The 19,689-nt window shown below is 58.4% G+C and carries 20 protein-coding genes; 12 read left to right on the top strand and 8 right to left on the bottom strand.

Translation table 11 applies throughout. The features are described 5' to 3' along the window. Window positions 1-292: 292 nt before the first annotated feature. Both AC1RKH_RS21440 and AC1RKH_RS21445 read left to right on the top strand, forming a co-directional pair. A complete protein-coding gene (locus AC1RKH_RS21440; RefSeq protein WP_493063092.1) occupies window positions 293-850 on the top strand; it encodes a BRO family protein in 558 nt (185 codons plus the stop codon). 134 nt (window positions 851-984) lie between these two features. Beyond that, window positions 985-1,698: an HNH endonuclease gene (locus tag AC1RKH_RS21445; RefSeq protein ID WP_493063093.1), complete on the top strand. Its 714-nt coding sequence runs from the start codon at window positions 985-987 to the stop codon at window positions 1,696-1,698. 320 nt (window positions 1,699-2,018) lie between these two features. On the opposite strand, the gene AC1RKH_RS21450 is transcribed toward AC1RKH_RS21445, so the two are convergent. Both AC1RKH_RS21450 and AC1RKH_RS21455 read right to left on the bottom strand, forming a co-directional pair. Next, complete coding sequence (locus AC1RKH_RS21450) at window positions 2,019-5,525, bottom strand: alkaline phosphatase family protein (RefSeq protein WP_493063094.1); 3,507 nt, start codon at window positions 5,523-5,525, stop codon at window positions 2,019-2,021. Between the two features lie 34 nt (window positions 5,526-5,559). Continuing rightward, window positions 5,560-6,537 carry a hypothetical protein gene (locus AC1RKH_RS21455; RefSeq protein ID WP_493063095.1) on the bottom strand — a complete coding sequence of 326 codons (978 nt, stop codon included), beginning with the start codon at window positions 6,535-6,537 and terminating at the stop codon, window positions 5,560-5,562. A gap of 214 nt (window positions 6,538-6,751) precedes the next feature. On the opposite strand from AC1RKH_RS21455, the gene AC1RKH_RS21460 reads away from it, so the two are divergent. The 3 genes from AC1RKH_RS21460 (at window position 6,752) to AC1RKH_RS21470 (ending at window position 8,473) form a co-directional block, all read left to right on the top strand. Beyond that, the gene (locus tag AC1RKH_RS21460) at window positions 6,752-7,711 is read left to right on the top strand and encodes a hypothetical protein (protein WP_493063096.1); all 960 of its coding nucleotides are present in this window, start codon (window positions 6,752-6,754) and stop codon (window positions 7,709-7,711) included. A 94-nt stretch (window positions 7,712-7,805) separates the two neighbouring features. Further along, on the top strand, window positions 7,806-8,123 hold the full coding sequence (locus tag AC1RKH_RS21465) for a helix-turn-helix domain-containing protein (RefSeq protein ID WP_054593632.1): 318 nt from the start codon (window positions 7,806-7,808) through the stop codon (window positions 8,121-8,123). A gap of 29 nt (window positions 8,124-8,152) precedes the next feature. Then, the gene (locus AC1RKH_RS21470; protein ID WP_493063097.1) at window positions 8,153-8,473 is read left to right on the top strand and encodes a helix-turn-helix domain-containing protein; all 321 of its coding nucleotides are present in this window, start codon (window positions 8,153-8,155) and stop codon (window positions 8,471-8,473) included. A gap of 81 nt (window positions 8,474-8,554) precedes the next feature. Here the strand turns inward: AC1RKH_RS21470 and AC1RKH_RS21475 are convergent, their stop codons facing one another. After that, a complete protein-coding gene (locus tag AC1RKH_RS21475) occupies window positions 8,555-9,610 on the bottom strand; it encodes an MBL fold metallo-hydrolase (RefSeq protein ID WP_493063098.1) in 1,056 nt (351 codons plus the stop codon). A 203-nt stretch (window positions 9,611-9,813) separates the two neighbouring features. On the opposite strand from AC1RKH_RS21475, the gene AC1RKH_RS21480 reads away from it, so the two are divergent. Next, window positions 9,814-10,422, top strand: a complete 609-nt coding sequence (locus AC1RKH_RS21480; protein ID WP_493063099.1) for a TetR/AcrR family transcriptional regulator — start codon at window positions 9,814-9,816, stop codon at window positions 10,420-10,422. A 212-nt stretch (window positions 10,423-10,634) separates the two neighbouring features. Then, on the top strand, window positions 10,635-11,165 hold the full coding sequence (locus AC1RKH_RS21485) for a DUF1003 domain-containing protein (protein ID WP_493063100.1): 531 nt from the start codon (window positions 10,635-10,637) through the stop codon (window positions 11,163-11,165). Here the strand turns inward: AC1RKH_RS21485 and AC1RKH_RS21490 are convergent. Then, window positions 11,150-12,112, bottom strand: coding sequence for a LysR family transcriptional regulator (locus AC1RKH_RS21490; protein WP_493063101.1), 963 nt, complete (start codon window positions 12,110-12,112; stop codon window positions 11,150-11,152). The genes AC1RKH_RS21485 and AC1RKH_RS21490 overlap by 16 nt on opposite strands. A 15-nt stretch (window positions 12,113-12,127) precedes the next feature. On the opposite strand from AC1RKH_RS21490, the gene AC1RKH_RS21495 reads away from it, so the two are divergent. Together AC1RKH_RS21495 and AC1RKH_RS21500 are read left to right on the top strand one after the other, a co-directional pair. Beyond that, on the top strand, window positions 12,128-12,838 hold the full coding sequence (locus tag AC1RKH_RS21495; RefSeq protein WP_493063102.1) for a CTP synthase C-terminal region-related (seleno)protein: 711 nt from the start codon (window positions 12,128-12,130) through the stop codon (window positions 12,836-12,838). Next, on the top strand, window positions 12,835-13,167 hold the full coding sequence (locus AC1RKH_RS21500; protein WP_493063103.1) for an antibiotic biosynthesis monooxygenase family protein: 333 nt from the start codon (window positions 12,835-12,837) through the stop codon (window positions 13,165-13,167). The genes AC1RKH_RS21495 and AC1RKH_RS21500 overlap by 4 nt, the downstream gene beginning before the upstream one ends. Here the strand turns inward: AC1RKH_RS21500 and AC1RKH_RS21505 are convergent. After that, window positions 13,155-13,484: a DUF2025 family protein gene (locus AC1RKH_RS21505; protein ID WP_493063104.1), complete on the bottom strand. Its 330-nt coding sequence runs from the start codon at window positions 13,482-13,484 to the stop codon at window positions 13,155-13,157. The genes AC1RKH_RS21500 and AC1RKH_RS21505 overlap by 13 nt on opposite strands. Before the next feature lie 249 nt (window positions 13,485-13,733). Here AC1RKH_RS21505 and AC1RKH_RS21510 point away from each other — a divergent pair, with 249 nt between their 5' ends. Both AC1RKH_RS21510 and AC1RKH_RS21515 read left to right on the top strand, forming a co-directional pair. Next, the gene (locus AC1RKH_RS21510) at window positions 13,734-14,861 is read left to right on the top strand and encodes a glycerophosphodiester phosphodiesterase (RefSeq protein ID WP_493063105.1); all 1,128 of its coding nucleotides are present in this window, start codon (window positions 13,734-13,736) and stop codon (window positions 14,859-14,861) included. A 214-nt stretch (window positions 14,862-15,075) separates the two neighbouring features. Beyond that, a complete protein-coding gene (locus AC1RKH_RS21515; protein ID WP_493063106.1) occupies window positions 15,076-15,396 on the top strand; it encodes a PepSY domain-containing protein in 321 nt (106 codons plus the stop codon). Between the two features lie 95 nt (window positions 15,397-15,491). Here AC1RKH_RS21515 and AC1RKH_RS21520 read toward each other — a convergent pair whose 3' ends face one another. The 3 genes from AC1RKH_RS21520 to AC1RKH_RS21530 all read right to left on the bottom strand — a co-directional run bounded on the left by AC1RKH_RS21520 (window position 15,492) and on the right by AC1RKH_RS21530 (window position 18,230). Further along, on the bottom strand, window positions 15,492-15,869 hold the full coding sequence (locus AC1RKH_RS21520) for a hypothetical protein (RefSeq protein WP_493063107.1): 378 nt from the start codon (window positions 15,867-15,869) through the stop codon (window positions 15,492-15,494). A gap of 182 nt (window positions 15,870-16,051) precedes the next feature. Continuing rightward, window positions 16,052-16,492 carry a hypothetical protein gene (locus AC1RKH_RS21525; RefSeq protein WP_493063108.1) on the bottom strand — a complete coding sequence of 147 codons (441 nt, stop codon included), beginning with the start codon at window positions 16,490-16,492 and terminating at the stop codon, window positions 16,052-16,054. A 112-nt stretch (window positions 16,493-16,604) separates the two neighbouring features. Further along, a complete protein-coding gene (locus AC1RKH_RS21530) occupies window positions 16,605-18,230 on the bottom strand; it encodes a methyl-accepting chemotaxis protein (protein WP_493184050.1) in 1,626 nt (541 codons plus the stop codon). Window positions 18,231-18,509: 279 nt separating this feature from the next. On the opposite strand from AC1RKH_RS21530, the gene AC1RKH_RS21535 reads away from it, so the two are divergent. Continuing rightward, window positions 18,510-19,532 carry a transporter gene (locus AC1RKH_RS21535; protein ID WP_493063109.1) on the top strand — a complete coding sequence of 341 codons (1,023 nt, stop codon included), beginning with the start codon at window positions 18,510-18,512 and terminating at the stop codon, window positions 19,530-19,532. The last annotated feature ends 157 nt before the right edge of the window (window positions 19,533-19,689 follow it).

The following is a 19,689-nucleotide window of genomic DNA, read 5'->3' on the forward strand; positions in this document are numbered from 1 at the left end:
AAAAAGCCCTGAACGTGTTCAGGGCTTTTTTGTGGCCGATAGAAAACACTTAATTCCTACACGAAGTAGGGAGCATGCCGCATATATGCTCAGCGATATCACGTCTAAGCTCCATGACAGGTGCCTAAGAAACACCCAACGTAGAAGCAAGCCCATCGCACAGATTTGAAAATGACAGCCCCTGAGTGCTCGTCATTTGATATCGGTGGAAGGCTTAGCTCGTTGGGATTTCTTAAGCCCGCTCTACGTTGGGTTCTAGCCCTGCCCAATTCATACGTAGAGGTCACGGAATATGACGACTCGAGTCTTACCCCATGTTTTTTCCTCGTTAACAGACGACGTAACGGAGCCCATCACCTCCACCCTCTTCACCCGCCACAACATTCACCTCCACGCCCTGCTCTTGGAAAACCAAGCCTGGTTTTACGCACGCGATATCGGACGGTTGATGGGCAAATACCTAGACGAACGCATGTCCCGCAAGCTCGATACGGATCAGCGGCGGATGCTGCTTGTGCAAGCCCATGGCACCGCAGAAGAGCGGTTGATGCTCAGTGAATCCGGTGTGTATGCGTTGCTGGTCTATCACTATTGCCCGGAGTACCGCTCGCTACGCGAATGGCTGACCCATCAGGTAGTGCCTGCCTTGCGGGATGCGCGGCCGTTGCGGGCGGTGGAGCGGCCGACCTTGAGTATGATGGATTGGCCACAGATGCAGTTGAGCCTGTTGCATTGGCAGGATGAACCGTGGATTCGGTTGCGGGATATGCCTTGTGTGTTGCTGGGAGGTCAGCTGCAACCGCAGACGTCTTGGTGGCGAAAGGCGTCGCGGTTATTCAAGGTTTTTTAGTGGACCATCGACATGGGGTTATGGGATTTCCTCAGACAATTTGAGAGTTACTTCTGATCATGTCGTAGGAAATTTCGTAGACGTCGTAATGCCCACTCAGTATCGTCCGAGGGTTTTCAACCCTCGGCGATTGTATGGATACCCCAAAGGAAAAAAGTGGCTGGAGTGATCAGGAGCTTGAGGCTTCGGTCGAGGCTTATCTGAGGATGTTGGGCCTTGAGCAAAGCGGCCAGACGTTTAAGAAGGCTGAGGAAAATCGCCTCCTACGTGAGGGGCCATTAAACAAACGTAGTGCTTCCTCGGTTGAGTATCGTATGCAGAACATTTCCGCCGTAATGGAGCAAATGGATTTGCCGCGAATAGTTGGCTACGTCTCCGCAAAAAATATTGGCACTAAGATGGGTGGCCGAATTCGAGAAATCCTTATCGATAGGAATGCTGAGGCTTTTCGTAAAAGCACCAAGCAAACTAGCCCCGCTACCACTTTTTGGCCGGTAGAGCTCAAACCATCCAAACTCAACGATGTGCCCGAAGGAATCTTGAATCCTAGTAGGACCAGCTCTGCTAGCACAAAGCTTGCGCGAACGTTGAGGATCAAAAATTGGGTGCTGAAGCAATCTAGAGGTGTCTGTGAAGGATGCGATCAAGCAGCCCCTTTCCTGAGACCTGATGGGTTGCCGTATCTCGAGGTCCACCACGTCAAGCACTTGGCTAATCATGGCTCTGATGAAGCTAACAATGCTGTAGCACTATGCCCGAACTGTCATCGACGTTGTCACCATTCAAGTGATCGGGAGGACTTCACCGCTTCGCTTTATACAAAGGTGAAACGGTTGAAACCCGATTAATCGAGCAGAACAAAAAACCGTGGCGAGGGGGCTTGTCGGAACGCCGCACCGCCCCGTTCGGCTGCGCAGCAGTCATCAATCCGCACAATTCAGTTTGTCTGATGCTCCCGAGTTACAGAATTTGGGGCCGCTTCGCGGCCCAACGGGGGCAAGCCCCCTCACCACAAGGTTGGTGGCCGGCTTAATTGCTGCGTTGATCTTGCGAATCGCGAGCAGGCTCGCTCCCACAGGGGATTGGCGGTGGGTTTTGGATTCGGTGTTATTAGGGCCGCAGGATTATCCTGCGGCCCTTTTCTTTGACTGTCACAAGGGTTACGAGGTCATTTCCCCAACCCACTAATCCGCCATGGGCACGGTGCTTCCCTCACCCCGCTCGGCCCGACGATCTCCGGTGTCTGCCCCAGCGACCTTGCGCTCAGCACTTTGCCCACCTGTGCAATCAGCTGATCAAAGCCCAACGTCGCATTCTCCTGCTGCAACTTGCGCAGTTGTTCGACCACGGCGTAGGTGAAGGCGCCGTAGCTGGTGGAGCCTACTTCGTATTCGTTGGCTTTTTCGTTTTCTCGGGCGGCGTAGAGCATCAGGGGCATGTAGGGGCCGTGGTGGCCGTAGAGTTTGCCTTGGCGCTGTAGTTGGGCTTTTTTCTCGGGGCGCAGGCCGGTGGCGGCGCCTTGGGTGCTGCGGGTGCGGGTGAGTCCGCGGGATGTGTGGTCGTGTTCGCTGAAGTCGCGGCCGTCGCTGTCGGCGGCGTACACCCGGCGGTCCCAGTCGCCGGCGTAGGGGTCCCAGCGCAGCATGCGGTGGCGAATGTCGCTGGGTGGGGTGATGCCGCGTACGCGGCCGGTGCCGCGGGTCATGCCGCCGGCGTAGCAGCAGTCGAACATGACGGTGAGTTTGGCGCCGTGGCCGTTCGGGTCGAACGGCAGGTGGCTGTAGAACTGGCGGAACAGTTTGTCGGTGAAGTGGGTGTTTTCGTCGTCCCAGTCGAAGTCGTAGAGCACCAGGGTTTCGTCCATGCGGTCGGCTTCGCCGCTGCTGCTGTAAGCCGGCAGTTGGGTGCCGTGGCCGGAGTAGAACAGCACGCGCTCGTCGCCGGCACGGGCGCCTTCCACCAGCCATTCGAGGCGCTCGACGAAGTTCGCCCGCGTCGCTCGGGCGTCGTGCAGCAAACGAATGTCGCCGGCGTCATAGCCGCTTTCCTGGAGCATGCGGCTGATCAGGTAGGTGTCGTTGATACAGCCGTCGAGGCGTGCGCCCGGTTCGGGGTAATCGTTGATGCCGACCACCAGGGCGCGGCGTTTGCGTTGGCCGCTGCGGGACAGGAACGCCGGCACTTCCAGAACGCCTGCCGCCACCACGTCGCGGGCCAGTTGTGGCCAGAGGCCGGTCTGGCTGGTGGCGGACGACAAGTAGGCCTGGGCTGCGTGATTGAGGTCGAGCAGGTCATCACGCAGCGGCACGCTGAACTCGGTTTGCAGGTCGACGCGCGCCGAGTCTGGCGAGGTGATCGGCCGGGTCAGCAAGCCGTCGTTGGGGTTGTAGAGGTGGAACCAACGGCGAATGCCTCGGCCGTTTTCGCTCAGGCGCATGACCCGCCCGCCCCACACTTCGCGCATCACCAACGGCAGCGCGATCGGCGAGCCGAAGCTGACGAACACCCGGCCATCGATGAGTTTCAGCGCCGGGCCTTTCTTCGCCACCGAACGGCGCAAGGCGTCGTAGCCAATCAGGCTGCCCAGCCCTTGGGCGAAGATGATCTGTGGGGCGAACGCGTCGATTTTGTCCAGTAGATACCGGGTCAGTGCGGTGCGCAATTCGGCGTCTTCGATCCATTGCACGATGGCGCCCACGCTGGTGCGCAGCATCTGATTGACCGGCAGGCCCCAACTGCCGAAATCCTCGTCGGCCTTGCCCCTGGCGTCGTCCCGCAGCATGGCCAGGCCGCGGGTGATCTGGGCGAAGTCCGGCCCATCCTTGAGTTGGTCATCGAAAGATAGAAAGTCGATGTCCTGGTCGTCGATGACGCGACCGTTCTGCGCCAGTTGGCTGCGGATCAGCGTGCGCCATTGCTCCTGCCAGTTCGAGTCGGTGCTGCCCTGCCCGTTGGCGGCCTGGGTAAATCCCACACCGGGCAGGCACAAGACCCGCAGTTGCGCGGGCACAACACCCGGCGCTGCCCCAGCCAGCAAGGCTTTGGTGGCTGGCGCCGCAACGGGAGAAACGGTTTGACCGTGGGCGGTGGCCATCAAATCCTGCAGACGCCGCAGTTTCGCTTCCAGGCTGTCCGCACTGGGCGCAGCGGACGTGAGGGCGGCCTGACCGGGATCAACCAGTGCACGGGTGCGGCTGTCGAGGAAACTGCTGACGCCCTGCGCGCTGTTTTTCCAGATCTGCTCTGGATCAAGGCCGTCGAGGTAACCGGTGGCACTGTCCACCACCTGCCGGCTTTGGGTCGCCAGTTGGGACTCGATCAAGGGCAGCCCGACGCGGCTTGGCACGGCGGTGGCTGCCAGTTTCGGCGCCGGAGCAACGTTTGCAGCAGTGCGCCAGATCGGCGCGTTGCCGAAGTGCTGGGCCGCCACCACCCGTGGGCCGAGGGCGCTGCGCGGCAGTTGGAAATGATCGCAGAGAAAGGCCAGCAAACTGGTGTGATCGTAATGTTGCGCCTGGAGGCTGTCGGTCCACGGAATCAGACCCGGATTGAGCCATGGCGAGGCGAGGATCGCCGGCACACGAATACCCAGTCGGGTGAAGGGATTGGGCCAGTCGACATCAACCGTTGAACCCGTCGGCACGCAGGTCGGTGGCACCACATGGTCATGGAAACCGCCGTGCTCGTCGTACAGCAGCACGAACAGGGTTTTGCTCCAGAGGTCGGTGTTGGCCGACAAGGCATTGAACACCTCGCCGACAAACTGATCACCAAAACGCAGGTCTTCCGGTGGATGGTGCGACACGTTGGGCCCGAGCTTGCCGTTGAGCAGGCCATAACTCGGCTCTATCCACGACAGCTCGGGGAGTTTGTTACCAGCGACATCCGACTTGAAGTCGTCGATGCTCATGTGCTGCAAACCACCTTTGACCAGCGCCGCCAGCGGAATGGCGCCGTCGGAATAAATGCGCACATCGTGGCCCTTGTCGCGCAGCAGCGAAAAAATACTGTCGCCGCCGAACTGCGCTATCAGGCTTTTGATACCGGCCAGCACGGTGCCCGTGGACGGCATCAGCAAGTGGCCGTTACAACTGCCGAGCATGGCGAAAAAACGGTTCGGCCAGGTCGGGCCCGGCACTGAGGCAAACCAGCGGTCGCACACGGTGAAGTTGCGCGCCAGCCCCTGGATCGCCGGCAGCGGATCGGCGGCGGGCGTGGCGCCAAACGGGATGTAGTTCATCGCCCGCTGAGCCATGGATTGCGAGTAAGTTTTGTACACCTTCAGATCGTTGCGGGCCTTGTCGTAGGCGTCTTGCGCAAAGCCGTCGAGCTTGGGGGCGGTCAGGCTGGTCTTGAGCGTTACGTCCAGCTGCTTCACCACATCGACGAACTCGTGACCGAGATCGAAACCTTCGCTGTCCTTGGCCGGTAACGCCGGTGGCGAAGGCGCGGGCGGCGCCCACAGGGCGAAGTACTCTGGAGTTTCCGCCGTTTGAGTGATCATCGCTGAGTTGCCACTGGCGTCCTTCAGCGGGTTGGTGCTGGGCGCTTTACGGTCGATGCCGTCGCACGCAGGGTTGATGCTGGTGTAATCCCCCAGCAGATGATCGAACGAGCGGTTTTCCATCATCAGCACAACGACGTGCTTAATCTCGTCGGGCCAGTTGTTCGACATGCTGCTCTCCCTGAGTTGATGTGCCCGATCGCGCTCAGGGCTTGGGCTGTGGGACAGTTTTGCTGCCCGTCAGGCGAATCATCTGGCTCAACATCTTGAACCAGAAGTCACCGCCCAACGAGGCAGCCAACGCCGCCGTCATGACCCCAAGCAACCAGTAGGCGAACCAGGCGGTTTTGTTTTTCTGATCGTGATGCAAAAACGCCGGCTGGTTATTCCAGCCGATAGCGCCCTGAGGCAGCGCCTGCAAACTGCCCAATGCCGACTCAAACTGGCACTGGGCCTTGTCGTCCCGATTTGCACAGAGCTGATCGAGCGCCGCAGACGAGTTGTTCGTCACCAGATTGTTGGCCATCTGCATGCCCGCCGCGCGCAACGTGTCATTGCGCACCAGGCCCTGCATGAGGTCGAACGCGTTGACGTTGAGCACCAGGCAAATCACCAGCGAACAGCTCAGCGACACGACTTTGGCATTACGCCGCATCCAGCCTTCGGCGCGGTCCATGACCGCATTGATCCAGTGCTCCAGCCGGGTCTTGAACGAACACAGCAGTTCCTGGGCCGTGGTGACCTTGGCCTGGGCCGCCGCGAGCAACGTCGACAGTGCGCGGCGCAAGTGCTCGGAGGGAACCTGCGCAATGCCTTTGGTCAGGGCTGCATTGAGGTCGTCGAGGGGAATATCGAGGGTCGTGGTGTCGTCTTTGTGCAGTAGCAGAGTGATCACCACCTGCGCCAGCATCGCCGGGTCCAGGTAACTGGGGCGTTGGCCCGGTGGCGCCATGGACTGGATCACCGGGTGATCGAGTACCTGCTGGAAGAACGCCAGGTCGCTGTCGTTCAGCCCCTTCAATTTGCCGGTAAACAACAGCTTCAGAGCGTCATAGAGGTACTTCGCCCGGACCTTCTGGAAGAACGATTGAATGATTTCAGTGAGGGTGGTGACGAAAATACCCAGCAGCGTGAACAGCGCCAACATCCCGAGAATCGCATCCAGAACGACCGACCCAAACATCCAAACCTCCTTGTAGATGCAGCAGACAGTCGGCTCGAAACAAGACCTCAGGATGAGGTAAGGAGCAATGCGACCCATCTCACAACGCTAGTCAGGCTACGGGGTCTTGTCCAATTGCGGAGGACGTTGATGCGACGAACGTGAATCAACAGGTGCGCCATCACGCGCCACCCGCTATTAATACGCCACCCACCTCTCAAGGACCCGAGCGCCCATGAAATTCGACACCGCCTACTGCATCAGCCTCGACGACAAACTGTCGATCTATGACGTGCGCGATCTGAACTTCGACGAAACCATGGACTTCGACTCGGCCAAGGAGCGCTTCCAGTGCCCTAACGATGCCTGTCGGGCGGCGTTCGATGCGGCGAACGGGCTGGGAACGTTCAACGCGAAAAACGTCAATTACATCCGGACACCACACTTCAAGAATCTGCCCGGCACCCGGCATATCGAGGGCTGTCCTTATGTCAGCCTCAGAACGCCTACGTCAGAAGGTGCAGAAACGGACGACGGACCAGAGGAGCATTTTCCGTCAGAGCTGCTGCTGACCCGACGTCAGTATGTGCGCAAGCCGTCCACCCCAGTGCCGGATGTCGATGCGCCTCGGGATCAGCCGAAACCTTCTGCCACGACCAGCACCACCGAGCACCCGCCCCGCGAATCGGTACCGGACAAAACCAGCGTCTTCGCTCACCCGGTGGAGTGCTTCGTGTCGAATTTCGATGACAAGGACTTGCTCAAACGCATGCCGCTGAAGATTGGCGAACACACGGCGTCTTACGGCGCGTTCTTCAAGAAGATCGAATACCTGCAGGACAACAAGGGGCTGATTTACTGGGGCAAGATCAAAGCGATCAAGGACTACAACACCAGCTTCCGCATCGATTTCGAGAAGAAGGTCTGGCTCGACAAAAAGCCCTACTCGGTGAACGTTTACCTGAGCAAAAACCTGATCGAGAACTACCGCAAACGCGCAGCCTTCCTGGAGGAAATCAAAGGCGCCATCGGCAGCGAGCAGGAGCTTTATTGCTTTTTCTATGGCGTGACGCCGGAGTTGAAACAAGTGCCGAGCAAGAAAAACCCCGAGCAGACGTTCGGGGTGTTCAGTGGCGATATCGAGAATCTGGATCACTTCATTATTCGGGAGGTGCCGGGGTTGGAGGCGAAGTAGAACCAATCAAAAAATTGAGTTTGATCCGGGCTGAAAACAACTGTACAAAAACACAGTACTTATTGAATAACCCATTTCGAACCCGGAGAAAACCATGGCCTCTCTTGCGATGAAAATCACCCTGGAACGTATCGCCCTTTTCCAATTCACCCCCGCACACAGCGCACAAGCCCGTGCGATGCTGGGCTGGTCGCTGGAGGAGTTTTCCAGGGAGTCCGGGGTTACCGTTGAAGCTATCCGACGGTTCGAGGCGGGCGGTGAAGTGCTCGACGTTACCCGCCTGGCCCTCGCCTATCGGTTTGAAGCCGAAGGTCTGGTGTTCTTCCCGGGCTTTGCACCGGGCAGAGGCATGAGTGTCAGAGGCTCTACACCTGACCCGGTGGGGCGGGCGGATTACGCGATGATTGAGTGATCCCCGCAAAACTTATCAAGGATCTAGACATGATTGAGATCGAAGAAAGCACCGGAAATATTTATGACGACCTGGAAAGTCGAAACCCCATCGAAATGCGCCTTAAAGCCCAGCTCGCGGCAAAGATCGGCGAAATCATAAAGGCCCGTCACCTGACCCAAGTTCAGGCTTCCGAGATCCTGGGGTTATCACAGCCCAAACTCTCCGAAATGCTGCGCGGGAAATTTCGGGGCATCAGTGAAGCCAAGATGATGGAGTGTCTCTCACGGCTCGGACGCGATGTACAGATCATCGTCAAACCAGCGCCGAGATCGAGGCGCGAAGGTCGGATTGAAGTGGTTTTTTCCTGATGGGGGTTCCCTCCCCCAACACTGGCAGAGTCTGCTGTACCAGCATCTGCGCAGAACAATCCGTGGAATAGGCGTACGTACCTAGCTGTTAACGACCAACTGATCTGTCGTCTCCTCAACCTCCAGCCACCAAGCCTGTCCACACTGTGGTTGGCTGAGGCTGAACGCTTCGCCCATTTGCGGCGTGGTGATGGAAACATTGCGTTCCCAGGCCAAGGCCAGGATACGGTCGAAGGGTTCATGCCAGGCGTGCATCGCCAAGTCGAAAGTGCCGTTGTGAATCGGCAGCAGCCAACGGCCCTTGAGGTCGATGTGTGCTTGCAGGGTTTGTTCGGGTTGCATGTGAACGTGCGGCCAGTCGACGTTGTACGCGCCGGTTTCCATCAGTGTTAGATCAAAGGGACCGAACTGTTCGCCGATCGCTTTAAAACCGTCGAAGTAGCCGGTGTCGCCGCTGAAGAAAATCCGTTTGTCCCCGTCGATCATTACCCACGAGGCCCAGAGCGTGCTGTTGCCATCGAACAACCCGCGCCCGGAAAAGTGCTGCGAAGGCGTCGCGATAAAATGAATGCCGCTGACCTGAGTCCCCTCCCACCAATCCAGTTGACGTACTTTGCTGGCATCGACGCCCCATTTGATCAGCGTCTCACCCACACCCAGTGGCGCGAGGAAGTGTTTGGTTTTGTCTGCCAGCTTGAGGATCGACTGATGGTCGAGGTGGTCGTAATGGTCGTGGGACAAAATTACCGCCTCGATCGGAGGCAGCTCCTCAAGGCTGATCGGTGGCTGATGAAAGCGCTTGGGGCCGGCCCATTGCACCGGCGATGCGCGTTCGGCGAAGACCGGGTCCGTCAGCCAGAATTTATCGCGCAGTTTCAGCAGCACAGTGGAATGGCCCAGGCGAAAAACACTGTGATTCGGCGCGCTGAGCAGTTGTTCGCGAGTCAGCGCTTGAACCGGAATCACACCAGCCGGTCGTGTGTTACGCGGTTTGTGGAAAAGCATGTTCCAGAAAATTCGTAAGGTCTTGCGAAAACCTTCTCGCGGTACGGTCGCATGATTGCTGTAGTGCCCCTGTTCCTGCCGGGACGTTTTCGGTTCAGTGGCGCTATCAGCTTGGGAAGAGAAAGTGGCCATGTTCAAGTGACTCCAGAAAAACCGACGAGGTACGGCTTTTCTTTTTCGGACGATAAATGGCCAATGCACGCACGCGTCAGCCGCAAACTCTATTTTTAACTGCACAAACTACACTGCACAGTGTAGTTTCAAGATTGCAACAAAGCCGGGAATAAGTAAACTGCCAAGTGTAATTCCCCCCTTTTCTCTGCCGAAGCGTATTTATGACAGCTCCACAGCGCCTTACCGACCGTAAACGCGAAGCCATCGTTCAGGCGGCGATTGCCGAATTCCGTGCCAACGGTTTCGACATCACCAGCATGGACACGATTGCCGCCACCGCGGGCGTGTCGAAGCGCACGGTGTACAACCACTTCCCCAGTAAAGAAGAGCTGTTCGCCGAAATCCTGCAAAGATTGTGGGCCAACGTCACCGCGCAACAGGACAACTGCTATCGCGCAGACCTGCCGCTGCGCGAACAGCTCGGCCAGTTACTGCACTGCAAATTGCAGCTGTTGGGTGACAACAATTTCCTTGATCTGGCGCGGGTTGCCATCGCCGCCACCATCCATTCGCCAGAACGGGGCCAGGACATGGTGGCGCGAATTGGCGAACATGAAGAGGGGCTGACCACCTGGATTCGCGCCGCACAAGTTGATGGTCGCCTCAAGCCTGTAGACCCTGGCTTTGCGGCCCAGCAACTACAGGGAATGCTCAAGGCATTTGCCTTCTGGCCGCAGATATCCCTGAACCTGCCGCCGTTGTCGCCCGAAATGCAGACCACTGTCGTAGAGTCGACGCTGGACATGTTTCTGGCCTGCTATCAACGGTAGGCATTAGTGGCTTTGAAGGGCACGGATAAGTACATGTGGAATAAATGACACTATTCACGTGTTTTACCCGATGGACAGAAGCTCTGAATAAAACACAACAAAGTGTTTCAAGGAGTATCCGGTACCAGGATCGGCGCAAAAAAGTGATCGCGTCAGCCAAGGGCTTGCCGGGCTATAGTGAGCCTCAGTCCCATGGCATTGCAGAGAGCATCATGAATTCAACCAAACCCGAAGAAAAAGTCCCCGTCGATCACTTGCGCTTCCACCGGCCGCACGCCCATTTGGCGTCGACCTTCGGCAATGACACCTTTGCCTTGAAGGCCGAAGCCTTTGCACGCTTCTTCGGCACCCCGACCTTTCTCGGTGCGCAAACCCTCATCGTCGCGGTCTGGATCATGCTGAACGTCACCGGGGTAACGACGTTCGACGTCTACCCGTTCATCCTGCTCAACCTTGCGTTCAGCCTGCAGGCGGCCTACGCCGCACCGCTTATTTTGCTCGCGCAAACCCGTCAGGCCGCTCGCGACAAAGCCCAATCCGAAGCCGACGCGCTACACCGCGAGACCTTGGCGATTGCCAACAGCGAACGGCAAGCGCAAGCCGCGCAGACCTCCGCGCAGTTACTGGCGTTGCTTGAACAAAACACCCGACTGACCGAGATGACCAAAGAGCTGACCGAGCGCATCGAGAACCTGACGTTGCAGATGCATCAACACGTTCTGAAGGATCAGCAACGCTCCTGATCGGGTAATCGCACCCAACGCGCCAACTCGTCGAACAGCGTCACCACCGAGCGCAATGCGCGACAGTCCGGACGGGTCAGCAGCCACAGGCTGGTGTCGTAATCGAGCAGGGGTTCGCTCAATGCGCGCAACCCCTGCGTTGGTTCGACCAGAAAGTCCGGCAACGCGGCAATGCCAAGCCCGGCACGCACCAACTCGGTGACCGAGTGCATGCTGTTGCAGCGATAGCTCGGCAGCACACCGGGAAATTGCTGACGACGCCAGATGACCGTCGGATGGTCAGGCAGGAAGTCATCCGGGGCGATCCAGTTCAGCCGCGTCAGATCACTTGAGTCGACCGATTTCAGATACGCCGTACTGGCGCAAACCCGGTACGACACCGCGCCCAATCGCCGCCCCACCAAATGCTCCGGCGGTGAGCGGGTCAAGCGCAAGGCAATATCGGCATCGCGGCGGCTGAGGTTGGCGAAATCGTTGGAGGTGCTCAGCTCCAGCGTCAGCGCCGGATACGTCGGCATGAACTGCGCCAGCGCCGGCAACAGCAGCGCATGCAAAACCGAGTCGGTGCAGGTCAGGCGTACGGTACCGCTGATGATTTCACCGCCCTGCTCCACGCCAATCCGCGCCGCTTCCAGCGCCTGTTCGGCGCGCTCGGCTTGCTCGGCAAGGGTTCGGGCCAGTGTGGTCGGCAAGTAACCGGCGCGACTTTTCTCGAACAACGCCTGGCCCAACGCAGCTTCCAGGCGCCGAACTGCACGAAACACCGTCGAAACGTCGACCTTCAGCAGTGCCGCTGCCCGGGCCAGAGAGCCGCCGCGCACCAGAGCGAGAATCAAGGCGAGGTCCGGGTAATCCAGCCGATAGTGCGTCGGTGCATTGAACACTTGGGTAAACGCCAATATTGGTTGCGTGAACGCCAATCTATAGTGGGTTCCAGGAATCAACAAGTCTTGGGAGACCCCATGGAAACAAGCCCTCAACTACGTATTGCACTGATCGGTGACTACGACCCACAGGTCACCGCCCATCAGGCAATTCCCCTGGCGCTGAACATGGCCGCACAACACGCTGAACTTGATGTTCGGTTTCAGTGGTTAGCCACCGACAGTATTGATGCAAGCACTCAACTCGCGGGTTTCGACGGCTTCTGGTGCGTGCCTGCCAGCCCGTACCGCAACATAGACGGTGCGCTGTTGGCGATCCGCTTTGCTCGCGAACAGCAGCGACCGTTCCTCGGCACCTGCGGTGGTTTTCAACACGCGGTGCTCGAATACGCGCGCAACGTCCTGGGCTGGGCCGATGCCGAACACGGGGAAACCTCGCCAGACGCGGCCCGCGCATTGCTCACGCCACTTGTCTGTTCGTTGGTCGAGGCGGTAGACCGCATCCGGTTGATGGAAGGATCGCTGATCGCCAATGCCTACGCAGCCAAAGAAATTGAAGAAGGCTACCATTGCCGCTACGGGGTCAATCCCGAGTTCGAAGCGCAACTTCTGACACACAACCTCAACGCCAGCGGCCACGATTCGGCAGGAGATCTACGGGCCGTAGAACTCAGCGATCATCCGTTCTTTGTCGCCACCTTGTTTCAACCTGAACGTGCGGCGCTCGCCGGCACCCCGCCACCTTTGATCAACGCCTTTATCAAGGCCTGCGCGAGGAACCGCAGATGATCGCCAACACACCGTCGCCCCCTTACTACGCGGTGATTTTCACGTCGCTGCGCACCACCGTGGACCAGGGTTATCAGCAAGCAGCGCAACGCATGGTCGAACTCGCCCGCGACCAACCAGGGTTTCTCGGAGTGGAGTCGGCTCGCGGTGAAGACGGGCTCGGCATCACCGTTTCCTACTGGTCCAGCGAAGAGGCGATTCTCGCCTGGAAACAGCACGCCGAGCACAGCGCGACCCGCGAGCGTGGGCGCTCGACCTGGTATGAAACGTTTCAGACAAGGGTGTGCAAGGTCGAACGCGCTTATGCCTTCGAGCGTCAGCCGGCCTGAACCAGACTGCGCAGCGCGGTGATCTCCGGTAAGTCCTCACGCCGCATGTAGACCCGCAGCGGTTCGGTGATGTTGATCCGGTCGTCGATGTTCTGCTCCAGCAGTAACCGGATCAACTCGCGCTTGAGGGTCATGGTCTGGCCCTGCGCCGGTGCCCAAACGAACTCGCTGGCGGGAATGATTGCGTCGTCGGCGACGTCCATGCCAAAGGAGTCTTCGCTGAAGCGGACGATGTAGTGAGCAGTCTTGCGATTGAAACCGACGAAGCCTTTGAGCTGGTCGGCGGCCTGGCAGATGAACTCGGACGTGATGCGCATGGTAAACCTCATGGATGCGTCCCGAAGGACAGCTGAACGATGGTTTACACGCAGGGCGGGATGACGAATGTTCCGGGATTTCCCTCTGACGGGGAAACTGCCGAGGCCGATCGTACTGCAAAGGGCTGCACAAAAGCGCGGAAAAAACACGCCTCACACACGTTTATGTCGGTTTGGCGATAGCACATCCGGCGCTCAATTGTTAAAAGGTACTTCTTTGAAATCGCTTCTTACGAAAGGACCTCGACTATGCCTGTTACCTACACCAAAAGTGCCCTGTTGCTGAGCCTGATGCTCGGCCTTGGCCAGGCACAGGCTTCCAGCCAACAGAGCCCGACGGCTCTGGCCACCGCCACCGGGATCCCGCACCCGGCGGTAATCGCCCACCGTGGCGCCTCTTTCGATGCCCCCGAATCCACCGCCGCCTCCTACAAACTGGCGCGTGACCTGGGTGCCGACTACCTGGAAATGGACCTTCAACGGAGCAAGGACGGCGTGCTGTTCGCCTTGCATGACAACAACCTGCAACGCACCACCGATGTTGCAACCAAATTTCCTGAGCGCAAGGACAGCCCGGCCAACGCGTTCACCCTCGCTGAACTTAAAACCCTCGACGCCGGCAGCTGGTTCAACACCGCCCACCCGGATCGCGCTCGCCCCGCTTACGCCGGCCTGAAAATCCTGACCCTGGACGAAATCATCGATATCGCCCAGGGCAACCCGCTGCACAAGCCTGGCCTGTACATCGAAACCAAAGAACCAAAGCAGTTTCCCGGCATTGAGCGTGATCTCAAGGACAAGCTTCAGGACCGCGGCTGGCTGAGCCCGGCCGGTTCCAAGCTGGCCAAAAGTGAGCTGAGCGTCGGCCAGGGTAAAGGCAAAGTGATCCTGCAAACCTTCGAGAAGAGCAGCCTCGAACTGCTGCAAAAAGAAATGCCGCAAGTGCCGAAGATTCTTCTGCTGTGGGTGGGTGAAGGCAGCATCGAGCCCAAGTCGAAGGTGACCTTCGCCGAATCCGGTGACATGGATAAAGCCACTTACTACGCCAAACAGGAACCCAAGGACAAAGCCGAATTCGAGCAATGGATCGACTACGCCAAGGCTCAGGGCGCCATCGGCACCGGACCTTCGGCGGCGCTGACCAACGGCGGCGATCAAAGCTATTCCGACCTGGTGCAGCCATGGATGAACCAGTACACCCACGACAAAGGCATGTTGGTGCACGCTTACACCATCGACGATGCCGTGGACTACAAGAAGGTCATGGACGCCGGTGTCGATGGCATCTTCACCAATCGCGCCAGCGAACTGCTCAAGTATTACAAGCGCCCGGCAGCAGCCAGCGTTGAACAGTTGCTTGAGAACAACGGCTTCTAGATAGGAGCTGCCGAAGGTTCGGGCCGCGTTCGGACGATCTTTTGATCCTCTATTCAATACGAAAAATCAAAAGATCGCAGGCTGCGCCAGCTCCTACGCCGGTTCGCATTTTGATCCTTAAGGATTGCATTGGGCTCAAGTGAATTTTAAGGGTGAATTAAGTTGCGCGGGCTAACCTGACGCCACTTGAACAGCTCACCCAAGGAATGACCCCATGAAAACGCTGACTGCCCTTTTCACTGCCGTTGCCCTGACCCTGACGGCCGGTTTCGCCATGGCCGATGTGCGCCCGGACCTGATCCCGGGCCTGCTCAAGGACGGCACCGTGATGGACATGGAGAAGCTCAATCAGGCCGCGCTCGCCGAACACCCAGGCGCTACTGCGGCGAACATCAAGGACACCGAGCTTGAGCACAACGCCAAAACCGGCGCTTATGAGTACAAGGTCGAAATCCGCGACGCCAAAAACGTCGAGTGGAATGTGAAACTTGATGCAAAAAGCGGCCAGGTGCTGAGCAACAAACAAGAGAAGTAAATCGCCCAACACAAAGCCGCGTGACCTTTGGGTTCCGCGGCTTTTCTGCGTTTTGAACGTGAGGGTGGCCGGACCTGCTAGTTAGGGCGCAAGTACTACGTAGCCGAATTAACCTTGAGCTTCAATTCAAGTGAGTCGGAGATGTCTCCAGTCTGACTGTTGATAATGCGATATTTGACCGTGTAAACACCCTCTGTAACGAATTTTTTCTCTATATTAAAGCTGACGCCTTTTTCTGCTTCATCGTCAGTGATATCGCGACTAACCACGCGCACTGTGTTGAAGAACACCTGTAGATGATCTTTTGCTTCATAGCCTTGCCCACCTGACACTTTAGCTGGCAGACCTGCTCCAGACGGCTCATCGACTTGCCCGTCGTAACCGGGCGCCGGGGTCATGCTTAGGATTTTCAACTTTTCCCACACGTCCAATTTCACCGACTTTTCCAATTTTTCCGATTTGCTCAAAGACATGGGATCGCTCCTGACAGAAAAACTAGCGCAGGCTGCGCTGACCATTCCATACAACCCTCAGGACGCCACCCCGTCTACTGTCAGAACTAACAGGTAAGCGGTAAATCAAGGCCTTTTCTACCCCTGAATCCGACCAGCGGCACGAATTTCGTGGGGTACGAACATCAAAGGCGCACGAACTATCACGCCGTCGTGCTGACCAACGACCCCGACGTACTGCTGCCTGACGCTTGCAGCGCTTGCGTCAACGCCGCCGTAGCGGTCTGCAATGAACCCGAGGTGGTTGCGATCTGCGACTGGGCCGCCGCGACTTTCGCCGCTTTGGCATCCGCGCTTTCCTGACTGGCCTGAGCGGCTTGCAGTTGTTGCAGTTGCTCCTGCAATTGCTTTTGCAGTTCGGCAATCTGCTTGCGCAGCGTTTTTACCGCATCCGACTCACTACTGCTGCTCGAACTACTGTCACCTGACGCAGGCGCACCACCGGCTGCGACTTTGCCACTGTCGGCAGTCGAACTGCCCGTCGCGGTGGTGCTTTGAGTGGTGTCAGTGCTGTCGCTGATAGCCGTCTTGCTGGTGGTAGTGGACAGAGTCTGATTGATCGAGACCGAAGTGATGCTGACCATGGGCGTTTCCTTCAATGCGGTTCAGGGATAGCCCCATCATCGACGCGCAACGCCCACACTTGAGAGGGATCGTGTACCGACACGGTTAGCGTGCCGATACACTGTTTGTTGCCTAGGCGCTCAGGCGCGCCGTCACCGCACTCAATTGCCCCGACAAACCGTGCAGGTTGTTGCTCGCGGCTTCAGTGCGCTGCACGTTGTCCAGATTGGTACTGGCGATGCTGGTGATCTCGGTCAGATTGCGCGAAATGTCTTCGGCCACCGAGGTCTGCTCTTCGGCTGCCGTGGCGATCTGGCGGTTCATATCGCGAATCGCCTCCACCGAGGCGGTGATGCGCTCAAGCATGGCCCCGGCCTGGGTGACCTGCTCGACACTCTCCTCGCTGCGCGACTGGCCGCTTTCGATGGCCTGCGCCGCGTCCACCGCGCCGGTCTGCACGCTCTGGATGATCTGGTTGATTTCGATGATCGACGCCGCCGTGCGCTGGGCCAGGCTGCGAACTTCATCGGCCACCACGGCAAACCCGCGTCCGGCTTCACCGGCTCGAGCGGCTTCGATGGCGGCGTTCAGCGCCAGCAAGTTAGTTTGCTCGGCGATGCCGCGAATCACTTCCAGCACCTTGCCGATGCGTCCGCTGTCGGTTTCCAGTTGGCGGATAACCGTAGCGGTGTTGGCGATTTCGCCGCGCATCCGGGTGATGGTGTGAATCGTGCCCTGCATGACCTTCTCGCCCTGTTGTGCCGACTGATCGGCATCATCGGCGGCCCGCGCCGCGTCGGCCGCATGACGAGCGACTTCCTGGGCGGTGGCGGACATTTCATTCATTGCCGTGGCGACTTGATCGGTACGATTGAACTGTTCGTTGGTGCCATGGGCCATCAACGTCGCAATCGAGTTCAACTCGCCGCTGGCGCTGTCCAGATCCGACGCGCTGCGCTGCAAACGGCTGAAGGTTTCCGCAAGGAAATCGCGCAACGTGTTGGCCGCGACCGCCAGCTTGCCCAGCTCATCCTGACGATCGCTCGCCACCCGCTCAGCGAAACGGCCCTGGCTCAATTGCGCAACGTATTCAATCAACTTGCGGATGGGTTCCACCAGATTGCGGTTGACCAGCCACAGGCTGAACAAGCCAATCAACAGACCCGAAGCCAGCATCACCAGGATTCCCAGCAACACCGTGCGATCGGCACTGGCGCTGATCAACGTCGACTGCTCGCGACCCTGCTTGCGCAGCTCATTGACCAACTCGCTCATCTGTTCACTGGTGGCGCGGTCCACGCCTTTGACCGCACTATCTCCCGCCGTAGGGTCAGCACCAGCCGCCAGGAAAGCCTCCCGCCCCTTCTGATAAGCGCCTCCGAGAGCACGGTGCGCATCGCGCAGGCTTTCAAGGCGAGCCTTGAGCGACGCTTCGATGCCCGGTTGGCGGGTCAGCTCACCGAGAATGTTCTGTACGTCTCCCTGACGATCCTCGAACTGCTTCCAGTATTTGTCCAGGTCAGCCGGTTGCTTGCCGCGCAACAGGACGTTTTTCCATTCCTGCACCTGGGCCTTGAATTGCAGATTGGCTTCATCGATCAGTTGCGAGGTATGCAGCGGACCTTCGATCAGGTTGCGATAGTTCTGCACCCCGCTGGAGAGAAAGTGAAAACAGGCCAAGGCGATCAGCAACATCGCGATCAGGCTGCCGCTCAGCAGTGCGAGGATTTGCGCTCTCAGGGATTTTTGCAAAAACATCGAGTGATACTCATGACAGGGATAAGACACGCCCCGAAGGGGCACGCAGGATGTCCGGACCTCCCTGTCAACAACATGCGGGCCAGGCACCAAAGTGCCTGATCCTGCCTAGGCGTCATCGGCGCAGGCCATGGTTTCTTGAAACCGACCCGACCGCCGGTAGAAGCCCCGGTTACAAGCCGAATCAAATTGTCACAAAACCGTCAAACAGCGTTGCCATGATGCCGCTCATGTGAGCCTGTGAAACGTACGACAGGCGCCTCCCTTCAGCGAGACTCCATGAACCACAGCATCGACCAACGCCACCGCGATTCCGACCTGTTCGGCCTGCTCTATGGTTTCAGCTTTCGCCCCGGCGAACGCGGCCGCGAGATCGACTCGGCCAAGGCGCTGCAACTGCTGCAACAACCGGGCGCTGAAGACGAGTTCCTCTGGCTGCACCTGAACCTCGCCCACGCCGCGTGCGAGCGCTGGATGAAAGCGCATCTGGAGTTGCCGGAGGAATTCTTCGAAGCCTTGCACGAAGGCTCGCGCTCGACTCGCATTGAACACGTCGATTCGGCGCTGCTGGCGGTGGTCAACGACGTGGTGTTCAACCTCAGCAGTATGGTTTCTTCGGACGTCTCGACCCTCTGGGTCTGCGCCCGCAGTCGGTTGATCATCAGCGCGCGCCTGCAACCTCTGCACTCGGTGGACAAGCTGCGTTCCTCGGTCAAGGCTGGCGAATGCTTTCGCTCGCCACTGGAACTGCTCGTGCATTTACTGCGCGACCAGGGTGAAGTGCTGACGCAGATCGTGCGCAAGACCAGCCAGAGCGTCGACCAGATCGAGGATGAGTTACTGTCATCGCGACTGTCCACCAACCGCGCCGAACTGGGCGTCAATCGTCGAGTGCTGGTGCGTTTGCAACGGCTGCTGGCGCTGGAGCCGGGTTCGTTGCTGCGTCTGCTCAATCGTCCGCCGCAGTGGTTGCAGAAAGAGGACGTCAAGGAACTGCGCAAATCCACCGAGGAGTTCGCGCTGATCATCAACGATCTCACGGCGCTGGGTGAACGGATCAAACTGTTGCAGGAAGAAATTGCCGCCAACCTCAACGAACAGAGCAACCGCACGCTGTTCACCCTGACCGTGGTCACGGTGCTGGCGTTGCCGATCAACATCATTGCCGGTTTCTTCGGCATGAACGTCGGCGGGATACCGCTTTCCGGCGACCCCGAAGGGTTCTGGATTCTGGTGGCACTGGTCGCGACGTTTACCGTACTGGCCGGGCGCTGGGCGTTTCGCAAGCGGGCGGATTATTAAGATCAAAAGATCGCAGCCTGCGGCAGCTCCTGCATTGGATTGCGTACACCTGCAGGAGCTGCCGAAGGCTGCGATCTTTTCGCCTCAGGCATTTCGTCGCAAAATCAGTGGATTAAGCACTATTTGGTTCAGCACCCGCTGGTTCGGGCTTCAGTTT

This window comes from Pseudomonas sp. GW822-FHT06B12, assembly GCF_058799675.1.

Bases quoted from the DNA above. Each gene is read 5' to 3' on its own strand.
- AC1RKH_RS21485 (WP_493063100.1), top strand. From the start codon at position 10,635: ATGAATTCAACCAAACCCGAAGAAAAAGTCCCCGTCGATCACTTGCGC.
- AC1RKH_RS21440 (WP_493063092.1), top strand. From the start codon at position 293: ATGACGACTCGAGTCTTACCCCATGTTTTTTCCTCGTTAACAGACGAC.
- AC1RKH_RS21535 (WP_493063109.1), top strand. From the start codon at position 18,510: ATGAACCACAGCATCGACCAACGCCACCGCGATTCCGACCTGTTCGGC.
- AC1RKH_RS21530 (WP_493184050.1), bottom strand. From the start codon at position 18,230: ATGTTTTTGCAAAAATCCCTGAGAGCGCAAATCCTCGCACTGCTGAGC.
- AC1RKH_RS21465 (WP_054593632.1), top strand. From the start codon at position 7,806: ATGGCCTCTCTTGCGATGAAAATCACCCTGGAACGTATCGCCCTTTTC.
- AC1RKH_RS21470 (WP_493063097.1), top strand. From the start codon at position 8,153: ATGATTGAGATCGAAGAAAGCACCGGAAATATTTATGACGACCTGGAA.
- AC1RKH_RS21515 (WP_493063106.1), top strand. From the start codon at position 15,076: ATGAAAACGCTGACTGCCCTTTTCACTGCCGTTGCCCTGACCCTGACG.
- AC1RKH_RS21460 (WP_493063096.1), top strand. From the start codon at position 6,752: ATGAAATTCGACACCGCCTACTGCATCAGCCTCGACGACAAACTGTCG.
- AC1RKH_RS21475 (WP_493063098.1), bottom strand. From the start codon at position 9,610: ATGGCCACTTTCTCTTCCCAAGCTGATAGCGCCACTGAACCGAAAACG.
- AC1RKH_RS21525 (WP_493063108.1), bottom strand. From the start codon at position 16,492: ATGGTCAGCATCACTTCGGTCTCGATCAATCAGACTCTGTCCACTACC.
- AC1RKH_RS21495 (WP_493063102.1), top strand. From the start codon at position 12,128: ATGGAAACAAGCCCTCAACTACGTATTGCACTGATCGGTGACTACGAC.
- AC1RKH_RS21455 (WP_493063095.1), bottom strand. From the start codon at position 6,537: ATGTTTGGGTCGGTCGTTCTGGATGCGATTCTCGGGATGTTGGCGCTG.
- AC1RKH_RS21445 (WP_493063093.1), top strand. From the start codon at position 985: ATGGATACCCCAAAGGAAAAAAGTGGCTGGAGTGATCAGGAGCTTGAG.
- AC1RKH_RS21510 (WP_493063105.1), top strand. From the start codon at position 13,734: ATGCCTGTTACCTACACCAAAAGTGCCCTGTTGCTGAGCCTGATGCTC.
- AC1RKH_RS21450 (WP_493063094.1), bottom strand. From the start codon at position 5,525: ATGTCGAACAACTGGCCCGACGAGATTAAGCACGTCGTTGTGCTGATG.
- AC1RKH_RS21520 (WP_493063107.1), bottom strand. From the start codon at position 15,869: ATGTCTTTGAGCAAATCGGAAAAATTGGAAAAGTCGGTGAAATTGGAC.
- AC1RKH_RS21480 (WP_493063099.1), top strand. From the start codon at position 9,814: ATGACAGCTCCACAGCGCCTTACCGACCGTAAACGCGAAGCCATCGTT.
- AC1RKH_RS21505 (WP_493063104.1), bottom strand. From the start codon at position 13,484: ATGCGCATCACGTCCGAGTTCATCTGCCAGGCCGCCGACCAGCTCAAA.
- AC1RKH_RS21500 (WP_493063103.1), top strand. From the start codon at position 12,835: ATGATCGCCAACACACCGTCGCCCCCTTACTACGCGGTGATTTTCACG.